A 20,758-nucleotide genomic window follows, 5' to 3' on the forward strand; every position below is an offset into this window, starting at 1 on the left:
GCAGCCATTCGAACCCCTGAATCCCGTGAACACTGGGACTCAGGGGTTTACCTTTGCCCTGTTCACGCTCACCGAAATGCGGTGCTTGCGGCAAATCCTCAGACTCGGGTCAGTCGATCCCCGTATCCTCATATCAGCAAGGGGAGTATTCCGACACGGTCGGCTCGTCATTACGGATGCTTGGTGCATCCCGGGCCACCGGTTCTCGTTCGCGGGAATGGAAAAGACCTTGACGTCGTATCAGCGTCAAGATTGGAGCCCCCTGATGAACGTGTCCCTGCTCATCTGGACCATCACTATCCTCGTCACGATCGCCTTCTTCGTATTCGAGTTCTTTGCACATGTGCGAACCCCGCACGAGCCGACGATCCGGGAGTCCGCCTGGTGGTCGGCCTTCTACATCGGCCTTGCGCTGATGTTCGGCGTCGGAATCGGCATCGTCTCGGGGTGGACCTTCAGCGGTGAGTACTTCGCCGGCTACCTGACCGAAAAGGCCCTCTCGATAGACAACCTCTTCGTGTTCTTGCTCGTCATGACGGCCTTCGCCGTTCCGCGCGCCTATCAGCAGAAGGTTCTACTGATCGGCATCGCGCTCGCACTTGTCATGCGCGGAGTCTTCATCGCGGTCGGCGCGACCCTGATCGCGAACTTCTCCTGGATCTTCTACCTCTTCGGAGCGCTGCTGCTGCTGCTGGCCTACCGCCAGGCCTTCACGCATAGCGAGTCGAACCCGGCCAACGGCCGTCTCATGCGGTTTGTCAGGCGTCACCTGTCCGTGACCGACGAGTATCACGGCGACAAACTCTCGGTCCTGAAGGACGGCCGCCGGTTCGTGACCCCCCTGCTGCTCGTGCTAGTCGCGATAGCCTTCGTCGACCTGATCTTCGCTGTCGACTCGATCCCAGCGATCTTCGGCCTCACCGACGAGGCGTACATCGTCTTTACCGCGAACGCCTTCGCCCTCATGGGTCTGCGCCAACTGTACTTCCTCATCGGCGGCCTGCTGCAGCGCCTGGTCTACCTGGCTCAGGGACTCGCGGTGATCCTCGCATTCATCGGAGTGAAGCTCGTGCTGCACGCGCTCAAGCTCAACGAGCTGTCGTTCATCAACGGCGGCCAACCGGTGCCCTGGGCCTTCGACATCCCGATCTGGTTCTCGTTAGTATTCATCGGCACCACGATTGCGGTGGCTACCGTCGCAAGTCTCGTGAAGACCAGAGGCCAGCGAGCCCCCGTCACCGAACCCGTTGCCGCCGAGGTGAGCGACCGTTGAGCACCTAGGCAGCTCGCAAAACCTGCCGGCGAGCCCGCTACCCCAACCTGTTGAGCACATCCGCCTTCTATTCGCTGGACTACGCCATGTGGGCAGCAGGCACGGTATGCCACCCTCAATAGCAGAGAAAATGTTTGGTCAGACGCAATGGGTTCGTGTGGGGACGGCGGCTGACCGGTCGGGTTGGTGGTGCTTCGCCACGACCGCACCCGCTTGCCGCCAATCTGACGGCGAGCCCGATGATTGGCATTCCAATGATGTTCTCCCGATCCCTGCACGGAGGTCGACATCGGCTCCGAACCAGCCTCCGTGTCTGGGTCATCGGTCGAAGATCTCGACCAACAATGGCGAGATAATTGCCAAAGCTGGGAGCTTGCCACGCTGATTGCACTATGTGCGTCGTTGCACTTAGTGTAAGCACGTGACGTTTCAGAACACCGCCCCCGACCGCCGTGCCGAACTCAAGGCACGGTACCGCCAGGCGATTCTGGATGCCGCTGACGCGCTCATCCGCGAACGTGGTAAACCGCAATTCAGCGTTGACGAGCTTGCCGAGCGCGCCGACGTCTCCAGGCGCACCGTCTTCAACCACTTTGCATCACTCGACGACGTGATCATGACCACCTGCACCCGGGTTCTCAGCGCCACCGTTGATGAATTTCGTGCAGCGACAGCATCGACTCCAGCAGGCGATGGCAGCCGCGAAGGCCTGTTCGACGAACTCACGACGGCCCTTCGCAACATCGATCTGCCGCCGGTCGTCGCGTATCTAGCGGGGATACTCAACGCGGAGGGCGAGAACGGTCGCTCCCAACACGGCATCAGCGATGTTTTCACGCGCACCACCGAACAGCTCTCGACCGAGATCGCCGCTCGTACGGGCGCAATGGACGAATTCGAAGTTGCGATTCTGGTCAGCTCGGTGATGAACGGCATCGCCATCGTATCCGCCCACTGGCTGGTCCGAACGGGCGGCGCACTCGACGCCTCGTCGCGCGCAGTGTGGAACGAACTGCTCGACCGCCTCATGGTCACCGTCCGCACCGGCTACGCACCTTCCAACTGAAGTACTCGACTTGCCTGCTCGACCCCACAGCTCGATTCCCGATGATGCGACGCGAGACGCCACTCCGGTCACCCGACCACAACCCGACCTGCAGAAAGAACTTGAGATTATGGCATCGCTTCTCTACCGACTCGGTCGGTTCTCCGCCCGCCGAGCGTGGTTAGTCATCGTTTCGTGGGTGGTCATTCTTGGCCTAGCTGTGGGTGCATTCGCCCTCTTCGGCGGAACCCTCACGTCGTCCGTCAGCATCCCGGGCACCGCGACTCAGAAGGTCAGCGACGAACTTGCCGCCAAGTTTCCCTCCGCCAGCGGCGGCCGTGGCACCGTCATCTTGACCACGACGGATGACTCCGCCTTCACGGACGCGCAAAAGACCGCAATCGGCGACCTGCTCACGCGCACGGTCGACCTGGCCGACGTGAAAGCGGCGACGAACCCGTTCGATACCCAGGCCCAGATCGACGATCAGACCCAGCAGGTCGTCGACGGTCGCCAGAAGATCGCTGCTGGAACGGCGCAGCTCGACGCGGGGCAGGCGCAGATTGACGCGGCGACGGCCCAGGCCAAGGCCGGTCAGACGCAGCTCGATGCCAGCCGCGCGCAGGCCGAGGCAGCGGGACAACTCGCCGCCGCCCAGTCGACGCTGGACGCGCAGCAGGCGCAGATCGATGCGGGCACAGCCGCGATTGCTGCCCAGCAGACGACACTCACGGCGAGCCGCGCCGCACTCGCCTCCCAGAGCACCACGCTCGAGCAGGGAGCCGACCTGCTCGACCTGGCCTCCGGCATCCGTCAGGTATCGACCGACGCGACCACCGCGGTCGCGAGCGTGCAGTTCGACACCCCGCTCAACCTGGTTCCGGCCGAGTCGAAGGAAGCCGTGGTCGCTGAGATGACCGACGCGGGGATCGACGGCGTCACGGCTGAAGTCTCCAACGACATTGCCTCCAGCATTCCCGAGATTCTCGGTCCGGGCGAGATCGGCGGCGTGATCGTTGCGGCCATCGTGCTGTGGGTCATGCTCGGCACGCTGATCGGCGCGGGACTCCCGCTGCTGAATGCCCTCGTGGGCGTGGGCGTCGGAGTGCTCGCCTCGCTCGCTCTGTCGGGAACCGTCGAGATGCTCTCGGTCACACCTGTTCTGGGTGTGATGCTTGGGCTCGCGGTCGGCATCGACTACTCACTGTTCATACTCAACCGGCACCGAACCCAGCTGCGCAACGGCCTGCCAGTGCAGGAATCGATCGGGCTGGCCAACGGCACCTCCGGCAACGCGGTCGTGTTCGCCGGTGCCACCGTTCTGATCGCCCTGCTCGCACTCAACCTCACCGGTATCCCCTTCCTCGGCCTCATGGGCACGGTTGGCGCCGTCTGCGTCTTCGTCGCCATTCTCATTGCGATCACGTTGACGCCGGCGGTGCTGGGCCTGGTCGGCGCGAAGATTCTCACTAGGAAAGCCCGCGCCAAGGTCGGTCACGCCGAGCACCACGCCAAGGTTCCGTCCAAGCCCATGAATACGGTGCGAGCGGTCGTCACCGTGGTCGTGGGCATCATCGTGCTGCTCATCGTGGCTATGCCCGCGCTGTCCATGCGCCTCGGACTGCCCGCCGGCTCGTCGGAACCGCTGAGCTCGAGTGCGTACCAGGCCTACAAAATTGCTGACGAGAAGTTCGGTGCCGGCGTGAACGGCCCGCTGCTCGTGGTTGCAGACCTCGAAACCGCTATAACGGATGATGCGCTCCTCGCGGAACAGGTACGTATCGGAACCGCGCTGAAGGCGGAGAACGACGTGGTCGCGGTCGCGCCGATCGGAGCCTCCGATGATGACCTGCTGCTCGCGTTCCAAGTCATTCCGGCTGAGGGGCCGACCAGCGAATTGACCGAGCAACTCGTGCGGGACCTGCGCGGTCTGGACATCGACGGTGTCACCTCCCTCGGTGTGGCCGGCAATGCGTCGGGAAACATCGATGTGAGCGAGAAGCTGGCCGCGGCGCTTCCGCTGTACCTTCTCGTTGTCGTCGGGTTGTCGTTGATCATCCTGATCTTCGTGTTCCGGTCGATCCTGGTACCGATCACCGCGACTTTGGGTTTCGTGCTGTCGCTGTTCGCAGCGTTTGGCGCAATCACGGCGGTCTTCCAGTGGGGCTGGCTCGGGGCGGTGTTCGGCATCCACGACCCGGGGCCTATCCTGAGCTTCCTGCCCATCCTCGTCGTGGGTGTTCTGTTCGGGCTTGCCATGGACTACCAGCTGTTCCTGGTCAGCGGCATGAGGGAATCGTACGTGCACGGTGCCTCGTCGCGCCTGGCCGTGCAGCGCGGGGTTCATGCCGGGCGCACCGTGGTGATCGCGGCCGCGCTCATCATGGCCTCGGTCTTCTCCGGCTTCATCTTCTCGAACTCGGTGATGATTCAGTCGATCGGCTTCGGGCTCGGCATCGGCGTACTGCTCGACGCGTTTGTGGTGCGGCTGCTCATCATCCCGGCCGTAATGCACCTGCTCGGTGACGCGGCCTGGTGGCTGCCGAAGTGGCTCGACCGCATCCTGCCCAACGTGGATGTGGAGGGCGCGTCGCTCGAGCGAACGCACCCGGTGCCCCTGCCGAGCGAACCCGAGCGCGTCACGACACCGATCGTCTAGCCGGGCGGTCGGGCGACGGACCTGAGGTCTGTCGCCCGACCTGCACGGTGTCTAGAGGTCGACCTTGTCGTTCTCGCCCCCGTCATAGGGCTGGCCCGTGACTTTCGCCTTGACCAGGCTGATCACGGAGGCGATGCGCCCTCCAGGGGTGTCCCAATATTCCGCGCCGTCCGCGGTGAATTTGATGAGCACAATGTTGGGGTCCTCGGGACCCTCCGGGAACCACGCTTCGACCCACTGGTTCCACAATTCCGCCACCTTCTGCGAATCGTCGATCATTTTCGCGGTTCCCGAGAGGGAAACCCAGGTGTCGTTGGAGGCGAAAGACACTCCCACGACCGGATCAGAACCGATCTCCGTCACGGTGTGCGAATCGCGGGTAGCGATAAACCACAGGTCACCGTCGAACTCGACCTCTTGTACCGTCATCGGGCGAGCCACGAGCTTGCCGCCCGGGCTCGTCGTGGTGAGCATGGCGAAACGAAACTCCTTGACCAGTTTTGCTACTTTCTGCACATCGCGCGGGTCACTCATCGTTGCTCCTTCTTCATCGGTCGTGGCGCACCTGCGCCATCGGCGTCCACCGTACCCAGATTGTGAATTTGCGCGCGAGCGGGGGATGGTGAAGTAGTCGAGTGATCTGGCGGTCGGAGGCGATTCGCGGGGCAGGATAAAATGAAATTCACCTGCACGAGGAAGTGGTGGCGCAATCATTTGGAATCGGTCCCGGCGTCGTGCTGACGCTCACGAACACGTCAGTGAACCCGACGTGAACGCTGAGCTGCCCGACCTCGAGCGCACGGTTGACGAAGGCCTGCTGATCGCATTGTCGGCCGTACGAATGGCCGTGAAGAACGACATCATCGTGGGGGCACTGCGGGAGCACTTCGACTACGACTCCGGGCGGTACGCCGACAACGCCCGCAGCGAACTGCATCGGCTGGCTCGGCAGAACGAGGAGTATGCCCGGCGGGTCAGCCGAATGGGCCGCGACCTGGCAGCGATGAAGTGGCGCCTGAGCTTTACCGATGACCAACGCCACGATCTCAAGCAGTTTGCCCTGAGATTTCGCGTGCACGAACGGTTGACGCTCGCCCTCGACGCTGTTGCCGATGACAACGACCAGGTGGCCCGCATCGTGTCGAGTGCGCAGCGGTCAGCAAGCGAAGAGGTCAGCTCGGCGGTCTCGTCGAAGCTCATCGAGCTGGCCGTCGATCAGCGCGAGCCCGACTATGCCGAACATCGCGGCGAACGCCTGGAAGCGTTCGTGCTGATCAACCTCGCCATTCTGAAGGCCAAACACGACGCGGCGACCGGCCCGGAGTTCAACGAATACTAGTTGATCGCCTGGGCGACCAGCCGGTCGAACGTGGGCGTACTGACGACGACGAAGAGCACGACGTTGAAGAAGACCGTGACCCAAAACGCCTCGCGAAAGCTCTTCTTCTGGGTTTTGTGGCGCAGTACCTGCTGCGCCACGATGGCGCCGGGCCAACCGCCGATGAACCCCCAGAACAGCAGGGTGCGTTCCGACACCCGCCACCCGCCGAACCGCGCGCGACGCTTGTCGATCGCGTAGACGGCAAAACAAATCATGCTGGTGACCAGGTACGCCCCGGCCACCCAGAGCGGCCGGGGCCAATACACGGCGCCGACCAGATAGACGACGGCAAAAGCGGCAATCGCGAGGTAGCTCCCGCGTCCCGCAGCACGGCGGGAGCGGGTGATGGCCATGACCCCATGCTAGGTGCTACAGGTTCGGCAGAAACCGTTGCCAGACGCGCCGGCGCTCGCTGCGGGGGTCGGCTTCGACCCGGTCGACGACGTCGATGATCAGGGTCAGGCGGTCTGATTCGGTATACCGCGGCGAGTTGCTCTCGACGATGCCGGTGCAGGCGAAGTGCAGCCAGGGCCGGCGCCGGCTCGACTGAACGGTTCCCGGCCACCCAGCGCCGTCATCGTGCGGGCGAACGGAGAGTCGACCTGGTCGAACAGGGCATACATTTCAATGCCGTGCGTGGCATCGAGCCCGAGCCCGAGCAGGTGCATGAGCCGCGGAGCGATGTCGAAGCGGTAGAAATGCACGGGGGCGAACCGAGAGTGCAACCCGGCGACGACGATGCTCGGATACCAGAAGGCATAGTCACCCCCGAAATCGGCGGCGGCGCGGCTGATCGGCAGGCCAGGATAAGCGGCCCGCATCTCGTCGTGGCTATCTTCGGGGGCGTGGTTGAACAGGGCCTGGATGCGCCACGGCGAGCGGGGGAGCACGTTGGCCCGGCCGCGAAAAAACGCACCCTCGCGATCATTCGTGCCGATGATCAGCGGTACCCGGTGGGCGCGGCGTCGCGAAAAGCGTCGAACGGATGCTCCGGCAGGAAGGTGCCGCCAAATGAGCGGATGTTCGCTCGCACCCACTCGAGGGCGGCCACCTGATCGCGCAACCCCAGATTGTTCTCAATCGGGCGGTCCGGCGTGGAATACCGGCTGAAGTCGAGGTATCCCAGGGCGCCGAGTTGGTAGTTCAAACTCACGTAGACGACGCGGCCACTGCTCACGAAGCCCTCGCCCTGGCCAGGAAAATCCTGGGCAGAACCGGTGTTGTAGCCGCCGCCGTGCACGAACACCATGACGGAAATCGACAGCCGCTTGCGCCGGGGAACAGCGGGGGAGAGCACGTTCACCGTCAGGCAGTCCTCGCTGGAGCGCACGCGTGGGCTGGTTCCCTTGAACTGGCCGCGTTACGGCTGCGGGGCGACGTCGCCGTAGCGGGAGGCGTCCCGCACTCCCGGCCACGCGATGACGGGCTGCGGAGCGCGAAAGCGTCGATCACCGACCGGCGGAGCGGCATAGGGAATGCCGCGCCACGCCAGAACAGCACCTTCACGGATGCCGCGCACCATGCCGCCGGTGACGCGCACGTCGAGCGCGCTCCGCGCGGGTACAGGTGGCACCAGGGAAGGCTCTGTCGAAAGTGTTTGGAGTGCCACTGGGTTCCCCGATCTGTTGAATTTTGCTGCTGACTCTTACCTATATTCCGGGTTCGGCTCAAACCCGAAGCGTTCGCCGCGGTCCCAGTCCTGGCGCAGGTTGCCGAAAGCCGGGATGCCGCCGTTCTTCTTCAAGATTGAGGCGAGGTGCATGAGGTTCCAGCTCATGAAGGTGGTGTTGCGGTTGGTGAAGTCGTTCTGCGGGCCGCCGGAGCCCTCGTCGAGATAGCTCGGGCCTGGGCCTATTTCGCCGATCCAGCCGCTGTCGGCGGCGGGAGGAATCGAGTAGCCAATGTGTTGCAGGCTGTACAGCAGGTTCGACGTGCAGTGTTTCACGCCGTCTTCATTGCCGGTGATGATGGCGCCGCCGACCTTGCCATAGAAGATGTACTGGCCCTCGTCATTGAACTCGCCCGAGTGGGCGTAGAGCCGTTCCACGATGCGTTTGGTCACCGAGCCGTTGTCGCCGAGCCAGATTGGCCCGGCCAGAACGAGGATGTCGGCAGCCTGCACCGTCGTGAACAGCGACGGCCAGGCATCCGTTTGCCAGCCGTGGTCGGTCATGTCGGGGTAGACGCCGGTGGCAATGTCGTGGTCGATGGCGCGAATCAGGTCGACCTGCACGCCCTGCTCCCGCATGATGCGCGCGCTGAGGTCGACAATGCCCTGGGTGTTGCTGACCTCCGGGCTGCGCTTGAGGGTGCAGTTGATGAAGACTGCTCGCAGGCCGGAGTAGTCAAAGGATTCTCGTTCGGCGGGGCTCGTCTTGTTCACCCAGTGATTAAATCACTCGACTCGAAAGGATGACAGGGGTTGATTTTGGCGTCGCGGGCGCGCCACAACCGGGCGCTTCTACCTGGTGGTCGAAGCGTCCGGCGGCCATGAGTGGATGCTGCTGGCTAGGCGGTGCCACCTCCACGCGCAATCAGGCCGCGTGCAATCAGGCCACGACCGGCCAGGCCAAGTCCGGCCAGGGCGAAAAGGAGGCCCAGCGCGAGGAATGGCAGTGGCGTTGTTCCCGTGCTCGCCAGGGTGGAACCGGCCAGCGTTGACCCGAACAGCGGCGTCAGTCGCAGCGCGGCGAGAGAAGAATTACCCGTGCCTCGTGCGGATGAATCGGTGCCGAGGAGCGTGAGCGGCACGACCTGAGTGCCACCGAGAAAGCTGTCGGTTCCCGTGGTGGTCGGAGCGACGGAGGCGGTAGCCCCGCCCGGGGTCGATGAAGCGTTCGTTGCCCCCTCGGACTTGGAACCGCCCCCCACGCTGATCGCGTTGCCCTGCACCGTGACCGGCGCGGCCAGATTCGCGAGAATCTGTGTGCCGCCGAGCGTGCTGTTTGAGCCGGTCGTGGTCGGCGCGACCAGGTCGGTTACGCCCCCCCTTGTGGGTATTGATTTGGCCTCAGGTGAACACTTTCCCCGAAAAGCGCCATCGAATCTGAGTCATTCCCAGAAATCTCTTGAACATCGACAGCCCAATGGCGCTAAAAGATCGGCGCCGGCACCCTGCTGCCCACCCGGATGGAACGGGAAGCCCTCGATAGCTGGTATAGTTTTCAAGTTGTCTCCGGGCGTTACAGTTCGCGAGATTGGCATGCGCTCGTAGCTCAACGGATAGAGCATCTGACTACGGATCAGAAGGTTGGGGGTTCGAATCCCTTCGGGCGCACAGGTAACCCCCGTCTCATCAGGCCTTAGGCCTGTAAGGCGGGGTTTTTTCGTTTACACGCCTTGCAACGAGGGTTGGAATAGTACCCCGTCAAGGGTAGAGCGAAACTTCCTCAAACCGGCGGGTTCCTTCGCTGACGGGAGCTCAGCGAAGAACGTTCAAAATCTCACGAAACAGGTACTCCTCTGCAACGTGGTCATGTCATTGTCGATGACAAGGCCACGTGTGCGTTCATTTATTGACGACATCGTCAAAATGCGGCACTCTTGGATACATGCCGGTTCGACCAACAAGGAACCCAGGGTCGCAGAGCGCCCTACGACTGTCGAACCAACAGCGAATCCTATCCAACTTGGTCTCCTCCGGACCCACGACGCAGGCCGATATCGCCCGCAATACGGGGCTCTCTAACGCCACGGTCTCGAACATCGTCAAAGTGCTCGTCGAGCGCGGACTGGTCTCGACGTCGCCCACCACGAGCTCCGGCAGGCGTGCCCAGCTGGTCAGCCTGAAGTCGACCGACGGCGCGGTCTCGGTCGGAATTGATTTCGGGCGCCGCCACGTGCGCATCATCGTGGCCACGGTCGATTACCGGGTGATCGGCGAGAAGGACGTCGAGATCCCGCTCGGCTACACGGCGGCCGAGGCGCTCGACATCGCAGCCAACCTGCTCACCTCCACGCTCCTGCAAGCTGGCGTGCAACGCTCGGCCGTGCTCGGCGTGGGCGTCGGCGTGCCCGGGCCCATCGATAGCCGCACGGGCACCGTCGTCAAAGGTGCCATCCTGCCCGAGTGGGTCGGCGTCACGGTCAGAATGGTGGAGGAGAGCTTCGAGCTGCCGGTGTACCTCGAGAACGACGCCAACCTCGGCGCCCTCGCCGAGTCCACCTGGGGTCCGCACGCCGGCACGCCCACCGTCGTCTTCATTAAGGTGGGCACCGGCATCGGCGCTGGCCTCATCTTCAACGGAAGACCGTTCCTTGGACACATCGGTCTGACCGGTGAAATCGGCCACACTCCCATCCATGAGCACGGACTCCTGTGCCGCTGTGGCAACCGCGGATGCCTTGAGACGGTGGCCTCGACGGCCATCATGATTGACATGCTCTCGCGTGCCCTCGATCGGCCGGTGCGCACGCGCGACATCGTGCGCCTCGTGCTCGCGGGCGACGAACGCGCCATCCGCGTGGTCGACGACGCCGGCTTCGCCGTCGGCCGGTCGATCGCTGCGATAGCCAACCTCGTCAACCCGCACACCATCATTGTCGGCGGTCCGCTGGCCGATCTGGGGGAGATGCTGCTGAGTCCGATCCGCCGCGGACTCCAGCGCTACGCCGTGCCGATGATCGTGGAGACCACGGAATTGGTGATGTCGTCGCTGGGCGAGCGAGCCGAGGCACTCGGCGGCGCGGCGCTCGTGCTGCAACACTCGGGGATTCACCCCACCTTAAGCTGATCGTTGCCATGTTTTTGTGTTCACAAGTTGACGACAACGGGCGTGGGGTTTAGATTCTAAAATGGGGCCACAATATCGTGGTCCTGCCAGACGAGGAGGTCAGACGTGGAGACGTCTCACAACAGTCACCCCACCATCCTGGAGATGCAGTCCATCACCAAGGAGTTCCCGGGCGTGAAGGCCCTCGACAAGGTGTCTCTCACCGTCAGAGCCCAAGAGATCCACGCGATCTGCGGCGAGAACGGTGCGGGCAAGTCCACGCTGATGAAGGTGCTCTCCGGCGTGTACCCCTTCGGAACCTACGACGGCGAGATCGTCTACGAGGGCTCGGTCGTGCGCTTCCGCGACATCAAGCAGAGCGAGGCCGCCGGCATCGTCATTATCCACCAAGAACTTGCGCTCATCCCTGAGCTCTCGATCACAGAGAACATCTTCCTTGGCAACGAGCCCGGCCGAGGCGGCATCATCAACTGGGTTGAGGCCCAGCGCCGTTCGGTCGAACTGCTCGCCCGTGTCGGACTCGATGACGACCCAGACACCCAGGTCAAGAACATCGGCGTCGGCAAGCAGCAGCTCGTCGAGATCGCCAAGGCTCTCAACAAGAACGTGAAGTTACTCATCCTCGACGAGCCCACCGCCGCGCTCAACGAAAACGACTCGCAGCACCTGCTCGACCTGATCCTCGGTCTTAAGGGTAAGGGCATTTCGTCGATCATGATCTCCCACAAGCTGAACGAGATCGAGCAGATCGCCGACCAGATCACGATCATCCGCGACGGTAAGTCGATCGAGACCCTCGACGTGAAGGCCGACGGCGTCGACGAAGATCGCATCATCCGGGGCATGGTCGGGCGTACGCTCGGGAATCGTTTTCCCGAGCACTCCGCCAAAATCGGTCAGGTCTTCTTCGAGGTGCGCAACTGGACGGTGCAGCATCCGCTCACCACCGAGCGTCTCGTCGTGAAGAATTCGAGCTTCACCGTGCGCCGCGGCGAGGTCGTCGGGTTCGCCGGGCTGATGGGTGCCGGCCGCACCGAGCTCGCGATGAGCTTGTTCGGCCGCTCCTACGGCAAGTTCCTCTCCGGCCAGGTCTTTAAGGACGGTGAGGAGATCAAGTTGCGCACCGTCTCCGAGGCGATCGGCCACGGCATTGCCTACGTGAGCGAAGACCGCAAGTCGCTCGGCCTCAACCTGCTCGACACCATCAAGCGCTCCATTGTGTCGGCCAAGCTCGGCAAAATCTCCCGCGGCATCGTGGTGAACGAGTTGCAGGAGACGCGGGTCTCTGAGGAGTATCGCAAGAGCCTGCGCATCAAAACCCCCACAGTCGAGGAGGGTGTCACCAAGCTGTCCGGCGGAAACCAGCAGAAGGTCGTGCTGGCGAAGTGGATGTTCACCGATCCAGACCTGCTGATCCTCGACGAGCCGACCCGCGGCATCGACGTGGGGGCCAAGGCCGAGATCTACCAGATCATCCGCGACCTCGCGGCGCGGGGCACTGGCATCATCATGATCTCGTCTGAGCTGCCCGAACTCCTCGGCGTCTCCGACCGCATTTACACGATCTTTGAAGGAAAAATCACCAACGAACTCCCGGTCGCCCAGGCCGATCCCGAAACCCTCATGCGCAGCATGACCTCGGACTCACAGAAAGTAGTCGCGTAATGAGCGCATCCGATACTGAGAATAGCGGCCGATCCAACATCCGTGACCTGAAGAAACTGTTCGGCGGCGGTGGTTCCCTCAAGCAGTTCGGCATCCTCGGTGCCCTCGTCGTCATCATCATCATCTTCCAGATTTGGACGGGGGGTAAGACGCTGCAGCCCGGCAACATCATCAACATCGTGCAGCAGTACTCCTACATCCTGATCTTGGCGATTGGCATGGTGATGGTGATCATCGCCGGCCACATCGACCTCTCGGTCGGCTCGGTCGCGGCCTTCACCGGCATCATCGTTGCCCTCGCCATGCAGGACTGGAACTTCCCGTGGTGGGCCGGGATTATCCTCGGCATCGTTGTCGGTGCGCTGATCGGTGCCTGGCAGGGATTCTGGGTCGCCTATATCGGGGTCCCGGCGTTCATCGTGACACTGGCCGGCATGCTCATCTGGCGCGGTGGCAACCAGTTCATCGGCGACTCGGCCACTGTGCCCGTCGGCACGGGCTTCCAGGGCATTGGCAAGGGCTACCTCCCCGAGTTCGGGCCGAATTTCGGCGTCAACAATGCCACGATGCTCCTCGGAATTCTCGTCGTGCTGATCCTCATCGGCCTTGAGGTGCGTGGCCGCCGCACCCGCAAGGTGATGGGCGCGAAATCCGATCCCGTCTGGCTCAGCGTGCTCCGCGTCCTCATCCTCGGCGGCGTCGTCCTGGTGGCCGCCTACCTGTTCGCCACCGGCCGCGTTGGCACGAGCTTCCCGGTCTCCGGCATCATCCTCGCCGTGCTGGTCGTGGCGTACTCGTTCCTCACGAACCGTACGACCATCGGACGCCACATCTACGCGGTCGGCGGCAACAAACACGCGGCTGAGCTATCGGGCGTCAATTCGAAGCGCGTCAACTTCTTCGTGATGATGAACATGTCGGTACTGGCCTCGCTGGCCGGCATGATCTTCGTCGCTCGCTCGCAGGCCTCCGGACCGTTCGACGGAACCGGTTGGGAGCTCGACGCGATCGCCGCGGTGTTCATTGGCGGCGCGGCGGTCTCCGGCGGTATCGGAACCGTCGCCGGCTCCATCATCGGTGGACTCGTGATGGCCGTGCTGTCGAACGGGCTGGCGCTCAAAGGCATCCAGTCCGACCTCGTGCAGATCATCAAGGGCCTTGTGCTCCTGATCGCCGTCGGCGTCGACGTCTACAACAAGTCACAGGGACGTCCGTCGATCATCGGGCTGATGACGCGCAACAAGAGCGGCCAAGGGCTAACTGACAACTCCACCTCAGCGCAGGTCACGCCGGGCGGCGGAACGCCGGACACCGCGGTGCCGGCCGACCTCAAGAATTAATTCTCACCCACTGATTCAGACTTCCACCCTTCACCACCACACACAGAAAGAAAGACAACCTCATGAAGAAGATCCTTCTTGCTGCGACCGCCGTCATGGCAGTTGCAGCACTCGGCCTCACCGGCTGCTCCTCCGACACCGGACGCGGCAGCGCGGCAGGAACCGACGCGCCCGCCAGTGGCTTCAGCGCCGACTCCCTCATCGGCGTCGCACTTCCCGACAAGACCAGTGAGAACTGGGTCCTCGCCGGCAGCCTCTTCGAAAAGGGACTAGCCGACGCTGGCTTCAAGGGCGACGTGCAGTACGCCGGTGCCAGCAACGCGGTCGCCGACCAGCAGCAGCAGATCTCCACCATGGTTACCAACGGCGCCAAGGTCATCATTATCGGCGCCAAGGACGGCGCGCAGCTCAGCACCCAGGTCGCTGACGCCAAGGCCGCGGGCGTGACCGTTATCGCGTACGACCGCCTCATCCTGAACACCGACGACGTTGACTACTACGTCGCGTTTGACAACTTCAAGGTTGGGCAGCTCCAGGGACAGGCTCTCCTCGACGGCATGGCCGCCAAGTTCCCGGACAAGACCAGCTACAACGTGGAGCTCTTCTCAGGTTCCGCCGACGATTCGAACTCCGCGGTCTTCTTCAACGGCGCCATGGACGTACTCCAGCCGAAGATCGACGACGGAACCCTGAAGATCGTCTCCGGCCAGACCGACATTGGCCAGACGGCAACCGACGGTTGGAAGCCGGAGAATGCCCAGCGTCGCATGGACACCCTCATGCAGGGCACGTACCAGACCGAGTCCGTCGACGGCGTCCTCTCGCCGAACGACACCCTCGCCCGCGCCATCATCACCTCGGTGCAGGATGCTGGCCAGGCTGAGCTCCCCGTCGTGACTGGTCAGGACTCCGAGGCCGCCTCGATCCCGCTGATCATGTCCGGCGTACAGTACTCGACCATCTACAAGGACACCCGCGCGCTGGTCAAGGAAGCCATCGCCATGGCATCCGCTTTGCAGTCTGGCGACAAGCCCACCGTCAACGACACCAAGTCTTATGACAATGGCAACAAGATCGTCCCCGCTGACCTGCTCACGCCAGTCATCGTTACCGCGGCTAACGCTGTCGAGGCGTACGCGGAGAACCCCGAGCTGTCTCAGCTCACCAAGTAGCACCCGTTAGTTACGAAGAGACCGGTCGACCCCCCTCGGGGCTGGCCGGTCTCTCCCGTTAACGCCATCGCGCACTCGACGCTCTGTGGTTGCGGAAGTTTTTCGGGCGCAGCGGAATTTATCAAGGTGCATGAGGCCAGTGGGAGTTTAGGCGGCTAGTTCGAGCCCGTCGTTCTCGGCGGGTTTGTCGGCGGGTTTGTTGATCCATGCCGTCGCGGGAATGGTCAGAATCTTTGGTGCTTGGCTGGTGCTGAATCGCTCGGGGAAGCGTGCCCTGGCCGCGTCCAGGGTCGCTGCACGTTCGACGGCCTTCGCCTCGGCGAGGCCGTAGTGCACGTCGGCGGGCGTATTCAGGCCGATCCCGGAATGGCGGCGGTTCTCTGGGGGTTGCGGGGTTTCGAGAGACCTCGCGGTCACTTTTTTCCCAGATCGGAGGACAAATATGTGGTCGTCACGTGTGCGACTGATGTTGTGCACGTGGGCTTGGTGTGGTCAGGTTTGGCCTCTGCTGGTGTTGATTTGCGTCATGATTTCGCGATTGGCGCCGCGGGTAGCGGCGAGGTCCTGGTGGCGGTCGCTCGGGGCATCCCGACCAGGTCGGCCGCGACGCGAGTGGAGGTTCCTCGGCTGGCCAGTTCGCGGTAGGCGGTCAGTACGGCAACGCGCACGGTGTTTCGTCCCGCGAGCTCTTCGAAAGACTTTCGAGTAGCTCGTGCATTTTTGACATGATCTCCAACGCCACCCCCGTCATTTCCAGACGCTGCTCGGTCTTGCTCAGCTGGCGGCGCAGCCGGACGATTTCCGCCTGCTCCGGCGTTAACCGGCCAATCTTCTCACCGGGTTTCTTCCCCGCAAGAGCACCGGCGTCACGCAGCTTGCGCCACTCCGTGATCTGCGAGGTATACAGCCCTTCGGTGCGCAGATAGGCGCCGCCCTTGTGGTTCTTGATAGCCGCGTCTTACGCGGCGAGGTGCGTCAGCTTCTGCGCTGGGCTGAACGACCTTCTCGAGGTCGGACCACCAGCTCGGGGTCCCATCCTGGGAGGTGATGAGGTCGATGTCGAGACTGATTTCGCCTCCGACTCGAACGAACGTTGCCCACCCGCCGATGAGGATGGATGGCTCGAGGTCGTGACCCAGCCGGTCGACGAGTGCGCGGATGACTCCGTGCTCGTCTTCGTAGAGGTTAGGCACTGGTGCGTTGCTCCCAATCGGCGTCGGCGAATAGTTTTGCTTTCAGCGCACGGGTGAACTCGGCCGCCTGCCATCCCGGGCTCGCCCACAGGTCGGCGTAGGTTTGCGCGAGGCTGGCGTATCCGGAGCGCCAGGTGCGTGCCGCGACCGGATCTTCGGAGAGGATGATGACCTCATCGCCCACAGGAAAGTCAGGCTGCGCAAGTGCTTGGGTGGTGTAGACGATCCGTCGGCCGAGATCGGCGACGGTGTTGCGGCCACCGAGGTAGTGCACAGCAGCTCTGCTGCCGCTCAGTGCGTAGTCGACCGTCACATCGTCCAAAAATTCTTGGGTAGCGGGCAGGGTTGTCGACACCATCGTGTCGGCTCGCAGGCTGCGATGGGCGGCGAAGGCTTCGAGAAGCTTTCCCGGGGAGACGACGGTGTATCCGCGACGCGAATTGGCGCGAACAGCTCCGATGTCGAGAAGTCGGCCCAGCGCCTGATGAGTGGTGGACGGCGCTACGGCAGCCGCGTCGGCGAGAGCGCCGATGCTGGCCCAGTCTCGTTGATCGTCCAGCGCGGCGTCGGCCAACGTGCGCCAGACTATCTCCACGTTCTTCGTCGCACCATCATTGCCTTTTTCATAAAAATACGGAAGGCAATATCCGTATTTACATGGAAGAGACCCTGGGTCTTGGAATCCCGATGTTGGCGGGCGCACTGCTCGAATCCCGTATTTGCTACCGTAAGCGTGACGGCGGCTGGCGATGTCGCCGTCGCGGCAGCAGTGCCGCAATTGGCAACGGGAGTCCACAAAAGCCTGATCAAACCGCTAAACCTGAACGCTGCTGATCGGTATTCAATAGTGGAAAAAACCACGACCCTAGATCAGAAGGTTGGGGGTTCGAATCCCTTCGGGCGCACAGATTCAGCCCCGTTTGACGTTACGTCGAGCGGGGCTTTTTCGTGAGAATCCGGCCAGGCCGACGCAACCTACGTAGAATCGGTCTCGTGTCCCTTCCCCGCTTCCTGTTCGCTGACCAACTCGGCCCGCACTACGACGACGGCGGGCCGATTGTGCTGGTTGAGGCGTCTGCCGTTCTCGAGCGTCGCACGTATCACCGGGCCAAGGCGCACCTCATCTTGAGTGCGCTTCGCCACCGAGCCCGCGAGTTGGGCGATCGCGTCGAGTTCCTGCGGGCAGAGCACTATCGGGACGTTCTCGCCGGTCGCGAACTGGAGGTGATCAACCCCACGTCGTGGGGTGCGCGCGCCCTGGTCGCCGAATTGGGGGCATCCGTTTTGCCCAGCAGGGGGTTTGTGACGAGCGAGCAGGACTTTGCTCGCTGGGCTGACGGACGACCGGCATCCCGACTCGTGATGGAGCAGTTCTACCGACACGTGCGAGCGAAAACGGGCGTCCTAATGCGGGGACCGGAGCCGGAGGGCGGCCGCTTCAACTTCGATCACGACAATCGACAGGCGCCCCCGCGAAATGCGGTCGGTCTCGGCCTGCCCGACCCGTGGGCTCCGGTGGAGGATGACATCGACGACGACGTTCGTCGCGACCTCGACGAGCTCGTCAGGGACGGCCGAGTGCACCTGATCGGAGCGGATGGTCCGCGTCGTTTCGCGGCGACCCGCGCGGAAGCGCTCGCGGCGCTCGATGATTTCATTGACACCCGTTTGTCAGACTTTGGGCCCTTTGAGGACGCGTCGCTGACCGGAGACAGTACGATGGCACACTCGCGGCTGAGCGTGCCACTCAACCTGGGCCTCCTGCACCCGCAGGAGGTCATCGACGCTGTCGTCGCTGCCTACGGTGCCGGTGGCGTGCCGCTGGCGAGCGTTGAGGCGGTGGTGCGCCAGATCATGGGCTGGCGGGATTGGGTCTGGCACCTGTACTGGCACCTCGGTGAGAACTACGTTGCCCGGAGCAACTTCCTCGCCGCCCACGAGCCCCTGCCGCCAGCGTTCCTGCAGTTGGATGGTGCTGCCGTCGAAGCGCGGTGTTTGAGTCACGTGCTCGATGAAGTGTCCCGCACCGGGTGGGCGCATCATATTCAACGTCTGATGATTCTCGGCAACTGGTCGCTTCAGAGGGGATATGAGCCGTCGGCGCTGTCGGATTGGTTTATCAATGCTTTCGTCGACGGAACGCCGTGGGTTATGCCGGCAAACGTTGTGGGTATGTCCCAGCACGCGGACGGCGGAATAGTCGCCACGAAGCCTTACGCCTCGGGTGGCGCCTACATTGCGAAGATGACGGATTTCTGCGGCAGCTGTCGGTTCAATCCGAAAATCAGGCTGGGGCCACAGGCCTGCCCATTCACGGCTGGCTACTGGGCGTTCCTCGATCGCGTGGAACCGCGCATCCGGGGTAATCACCGCATGGCTCAGCCACTAGCCGGTCTGAGGCGGCTCGCGGACCGCGACGCGGTTGTCGCCCAGGAGCGTGCGCGCACCCGCTGGTAGGCCTACCCGGCGAAAGCGGTACTCGGCAGGTCGCGCTCGCCGGCGATGATCGCGTCGACCAAGCGACGGGCGACATTCGCTGGGCTGTATCCCGTGGGCAGCCGTGGCGCTGACCCCTGGATCGGCCGGGTCGCCAGTCCGGTTTCGGTATGCCCGGGTCGGGCATCGAGAAAGCGGATGCCGTCCCGCCGCAATTCCCGGCCCGCCGCCTTGCCGAATGCCGCGAGGGCGGCCTTCGACGCCGAGTACGCCGCCATGTTCGCAGTCGGACTCTCGCTCACCACGCCGCTGAGAGTGAGGAAGAACGGATCGCGATGCGCGCCGGAGGATTCGACCAGGGCGGGATAGGCGGCCCGAAGCAGGCGCATGGGTGCCGTCGCGTTGACCGCCAGAAGAGCATCGATCGTTTCGTCCGAGACCTCAGCCATCGGTCCGAAGGCGACGAGTCCGGCGGCGTTCACGATTCCGTCGAGGCGGCCATGAGCGGCCAGGGCCGCGGCCACGAGCTGGGCGGCCGTGCCCGGATCCCGCAGGTCGCCGGTGATGGGGGCTCCGGCGATTCCGGTCTCGCTGATGCGTTCCGGATGGCGACCGTGCAGGGTGAGCAGGGCGCCATCCGCGCTCAGGAGTCGCGCGATCTCACGGCCCAAACCGCCGGTGGCACCGATGACGAGAATGGATGAGCCGGCGAGAGAAGTCATAGTGTCAGAGTAGACGGGATGCTGTGTGGTTGCGCAAGATTAGGCTTTCCACCCCCAAGCTGGGATACGATTGGCAGACGTGAGCAAAACTCAACGAATCTGTATTCGTTTTATCTTTCAAAGATCCGATACGTGCTTGCGCCCAAGTTTCTCACCGGGCAATGTTCGGGCGCCCGGTGAGGAAGGCATTCCTGCGAGGGACTGCCTCGGTGGGACGAGGGGTAGGGCCCTCGTTCCATCGCCCCACCTTTCGCCTAGCCCTGGCCCGCCCCGTCGTCGCTGGGACAATCGATGCGCAGCTTGTCGCACAGCACGGTCAGCTGCTCCAGCTCGGTTTCGCTGAGCGTCTCTCCGATCCGCTCGGCAATCGACCTCATGTGATCAACGGCGACCCGCCGAAACAGCGCGAGGCCGGCATCGGTCAGCTCGATGATGGCGCCGCGCCCGTCGGTCGGGTCGGTGTGCTTGTGCACATAGCCGCGCGAGACGAGGCGGTCCACGAGCCGGCTCACGCTCGGCTGCGTCAGCAGCACGTGCTGGTTCAGATCACGCAAGCGGATGCGCCGGTCCGGCTGCCGAGACAAGTTAAACATCACGTCGTACTCGTTGAGGGAGATTTCCTTGGAGGGAAAATTCGACGCCAGACTGCGCATGATGGCGACCTGGGCCCGAAACAGGGACTCCCACGCGCCCACCGCGATCGTTCGATCCACCACCTGCGCCTCCTTGCCTCGTTTACCACGTCGTTCTCCAAGAATAGAGACTCGAGCGGGGGCGCGGGCACCGTGCGGGCCGTGGGCCAGCATCTGCGAGGCCGGACAACAGTCAGGTTCTTGGCATGAAACTCGCAGGTGATTTTGTTGACGAAAGGTGGCGCCCGTTACCTATTCGTTATATGTTTTAGGTGCGTCAACCGTTTGCTGTGGCGGAAGACGTGAAATGTGATTGCAGGACACTCTTGGTGCAAGGGAAGAGGGTCAGTCGTAGCCTCTGCGACTGACCCTCAGTCCGTTAACGCGGCATCACGCGATGCCCGCCAGACCGGCTTAGAACAGGTCGGGGCTCGGCGTGGTCGACTGGCGGATGGCGACGTCCGCGTGGCGGTCGAAGCGATAGCCGACGCCGCAAACCCGCGTGAT

Annotated in this window: 17 protein-coding genes, 1 tRNA gene and 3 pseudogenes; 10 read left to right on the forward strand and 11 right to left on the reverse strand. The window is 63.2% G+C overall.

The genetic code is table 11. The features are described 5' to 3' along the window. Nucleotides 1-265 precede the first annotated feature (265 nt). The 3 genes from BLS91_RS02160 (at nt 266) to BLS91_RS02170 (ending at nt 4,977) form a co-directional block, all read left to right on the forward strand. On the forward strand, nt 266-1,273 hold the full coding sequence (locus BLS91_RS02160; RefSeq protein WP_092338718.1) for a TerC/Alx family metal homeostasis membrane protein: 1,008 nt from the start codon (nt 266-268) through the stop codon (nt 1,271-1,273). Nucleotides 1,274-1,694: 421 nt separating this feature from the next. After that, nucleotides 1,695-2,339, forward strand: a complete 645-nt coding sequence (locus tag BLS91_RS02165; protein ID WP_092338720.1) for a TetR/AcrR family transcriptional regulator — start codon at nt 1,695-1,697, stop codon at nt 2,337-2,339. Between the two features lie 109 nt (nt 2,340-2,448). Beyond that, a complete protein-coding gene (locus BLS91_RS02170; RefSeq protein WP_092338721.1) occupies nt 2,449-4,977 on the forward strand; it encodes an MMPL family transporter in 2,529 nt (842 codons plus the stop codon). A 51-nt stretch (nt 4,978-5,028) separates the two neighbouring features. On the opposite strand, the gene BLS91_RS02175 is transcribed toward BLS91_RS02170, so the two are convergent. Then, complete coding sequence (locus tag BLS91_RS02175; RefSeq protein ID WP_092338723.1) at nt 5,029-5,511, reverse strand: pyridoxamine 5'-phosphate oxidase family protein; 483 nt, start codon at nt 5,509-5,511, stop codon at nt 5,029-5,031. Nucleotides 5,512-5,746: 235 nt separating this feature from the next. On the opposite strand from BLS91_RS02175, the gene BLS91_RS02180 reads away from it, so the two are divergent. Next, nucleotides 5,747-6,316 carry a hypothetical protein gene (locus BLS91_RS02180; protein WP_092338724.1) on the forward strand — a complete coding sequence of 190 codons (570 nt, stop codon included), beginning with the start codon at nt 5,747-5,749 and terminating at the stop codon, nt 6,314-6,316. Here the strand turns inward: BLS91_RS02180 and BLS91_RS02185 are convergent. From BLS91_RS02185 to BLS91_RS02200, 5 genes and pseudogenes are all read right to left on the reverse strand, one after another. Continuing rightward, nucleotides 6,313-6,711 carry a DUF1294 domain-containing protein gene (locus BLS91_RS02185; protein WP_092338726.1) on the reverse strand — a complete coding sequence of 133 codons (399 nt, stop codon included), beginning with the start codon at nt 6,709-6,711 and terminating at the stop codon, nt 6,313-6,315. The two genes, BLS91_RS02180 and BLS91_RS02185, sit on opposite strands and share 4 nt — an antisense overlap. A gap of 105 nt (nt 6,712-6,816) precedes the next feature. Beyond that, nucleotides 6,817-7,395: a carboxylesterase/lipase family protein gene (locus BLS91_RS20460; protein WP_241983085.1), complete on the reverse strand. Its 579-nt coding sequence runs from the start codon at nt 7,393-7,395 to the stop codon at nt 6,817-6,819. Then, nucleotides 7,299-7,880 (reverse strand): annotated as a pseudogene (locus BLS91_RS20465) (carboxylesterase family protein). Before BLS91_RS20465 ends, BLS91_RS20460 begins: the two are co-directional and overlap by 97 nt. A 123-nt stretch (nt 7,881-8,003) precedes the next feature. Then, entirely contained in the window at nt 8,004-8,741 is a 738-nt protein-coding gene (locus BLS91_RS02195; RefSeq protein WP_092338728.1) for a flavodoxin family protein, read from the reverse strand. Between the two features lie 125 nt (nt 8,742-8,866). Further along, entirely contained in the window at nt 8,867-9,229 is a 363-nt protein-coding gene (locus BLS91_RS02200; RefSeq protein WP_134505229.1) for a hypothetical protein, read from the reverse strand. A 333-nt stretch (nt 9,230-9,562) separates the two neighbouring features. On the opposite strand from BLS91_RS02200, the gene BLS91_RS02205 reads away from it, so the two are divergent. The 5 genes from BLS91_RS02205 (at nt 9,563) to BLS91_RS02225 (ending at nt 15,268) form a co-directional block, all read left to right on the forward strand. Continuing rightward, nucleotides 9,563-9,635 (forward strand) — tRNA-Arg (locus BLS91_RS02205). Nucleotides 9,636-9,909: 274 nt separating this feature from the next. Continuing rightward, entirely contained in the window at nt 9,910-11,091 is a 1,182-nt protein-coding gene (locus BLS91_RS02210; protein ID WP_092338732.1) for an ROK family transcriptional regulator, read from the forward strand. A gap of 144 nt (nt 11,092-11,235) precedes the next feature. Beyond that, nucleotides 11,236-12,756 (forward strand): multiple monosaccharide ABC transporter ATP-binding protein, encoded by a 1,521-nt coding sequence (mmsA, locus tag BLS91_RS02215; RefSeq protein ID WP_092338734.1) that lies wholly within the window; start codon nt 11,236-11,238, stop codon nt 12,754-12,756. A gap of 38 nt (nt 12,757-12,794) precedes the next feature. Continuing rightward, the gene (mmsB, locus tag BLS91_RS02220; protein ID WP_092338832.1) at nt 12,795-14,096 is read left to right on the forward strand and encodes a multiple monosaccharide ABC transporter permease; all 1,302 of its coding nucleotides are present in this window, start codon (nt 12,795-12,797) and stop codon (nt 14,094-14,096) included. 62 nt (nt 14,097-14,158) lie between these two features. After that, nucleotides 14,159-15,268 carry a substrate-binding domain-containing protein gene (locus BLS91_RS02225; protein ID WP_092338736.1) on the forward strand — a complete coding sequence of 370 codons (1,110 nt, stop codon included), beginning with the start codon at nt 14,159-14,161 and terminating at the stop codon, nt 15,266-15,268. A gap of 147 nt (nt 15,269-15,415) precedes the next feature. Here BLS91_RS02225 and BLS91_RS02230 read toward each other — a convergent pair. The 3 genes and pseudogenes from BLS91_RS02230 to BLS91_RS02240 all read right to left on the reverse strand — a co-directional run. After that, nucleotides 15,416-15,640: pseudogene (locus tag BLS91_RS02230) on the reverse strand (hypothetical protein); the annotation flags it as partial. Nucleotides 15,641-15,986: 346 nt separating this feature from the next. Beyond that, a pseudogene (locus BLS91_RS21290) lies at nt 15,987-16,304 on the reverse strand (transposase); the annotation flags it as partial. A 149-nt stretch (nt 16,305-16,453) separates the two neighbouring features. Continuing rightward, nucleotides 16,454-17,056, reverse strand: a complete 603-nt coding sequence (locus BLS91_RS02240; RefSeq protein ID WP_092338742.1) for a hypothetical protein — start codon at nt 17,054-17,056, stop codon at nt 16,454-16,456. A gap of 398 nt (nt 17,057-17,454) precedes the next feature. Between BLS91_RS02240 and BLS91_RS02245 the strand changes: the two genes are divergently transcribed. Beyond that, nucleotides 17,455-18,918 carry a cryptochrome/photolyase family protein gene (locus tag BLS91_RS02245; RefSeq protein ID WP_092338744.1) on the forward strand — a complete coding sequence of 488 codons (1,464 nt, stop codon included), beginning with the start codon at nt 17,455-17,457 and terminating at the stop codon, nt 18,916-18,918. A 2-nt stretch (nt 18,919-18,920) separates the two neighbouring features. On the opposite strand, the gene BLS91_RS02250 is transcribed toward BLS91_RS02245, so the two are convergent. Together BLS91_RS02250 and BLS91_RS02255 are read right to left on the reverse strand one after the other, a co-directional pair. Beyond that, nucleotides 18,921-19,619: an SDR family NAD(P)-dependent oxidoreductase gene (locus BLS91_RS02250; RefSeq protein WP_092338746.1), complete on the reverse strand. Its 699-nt coding sequence runs from the start codon at nt 19,617-19,619 to the stop codon at nt 18,921-18,923. 254 nt (nt 19,620-19,873) lie between these two features. Beyond that, nucleotides 19,874-20,335 carry a MarR family winged helix-turn-helix transcriptional regulator gene (locus BLS91_RS02255; RefSeq protein WP_369827236.1) on the reverse strand — a complete coding sequence of 154 codons (462 nt, stop codon included), beginning with the start codon at nt 20,333-20,335 and terminating at the stop codon, nt 19,874-19,876. Nucleotides 20,336-20,758: the final 423 nt, after the last annotated feature.

Source organism: Cryobacterium flavum, assembly GCF_900103805.1.
Lineage (GTDB): Bacteria > Actinomycetota > Actinomycetes > Actinomycetales > Microbacteriaceae > Cryobacterium > Cryobacterium flavum.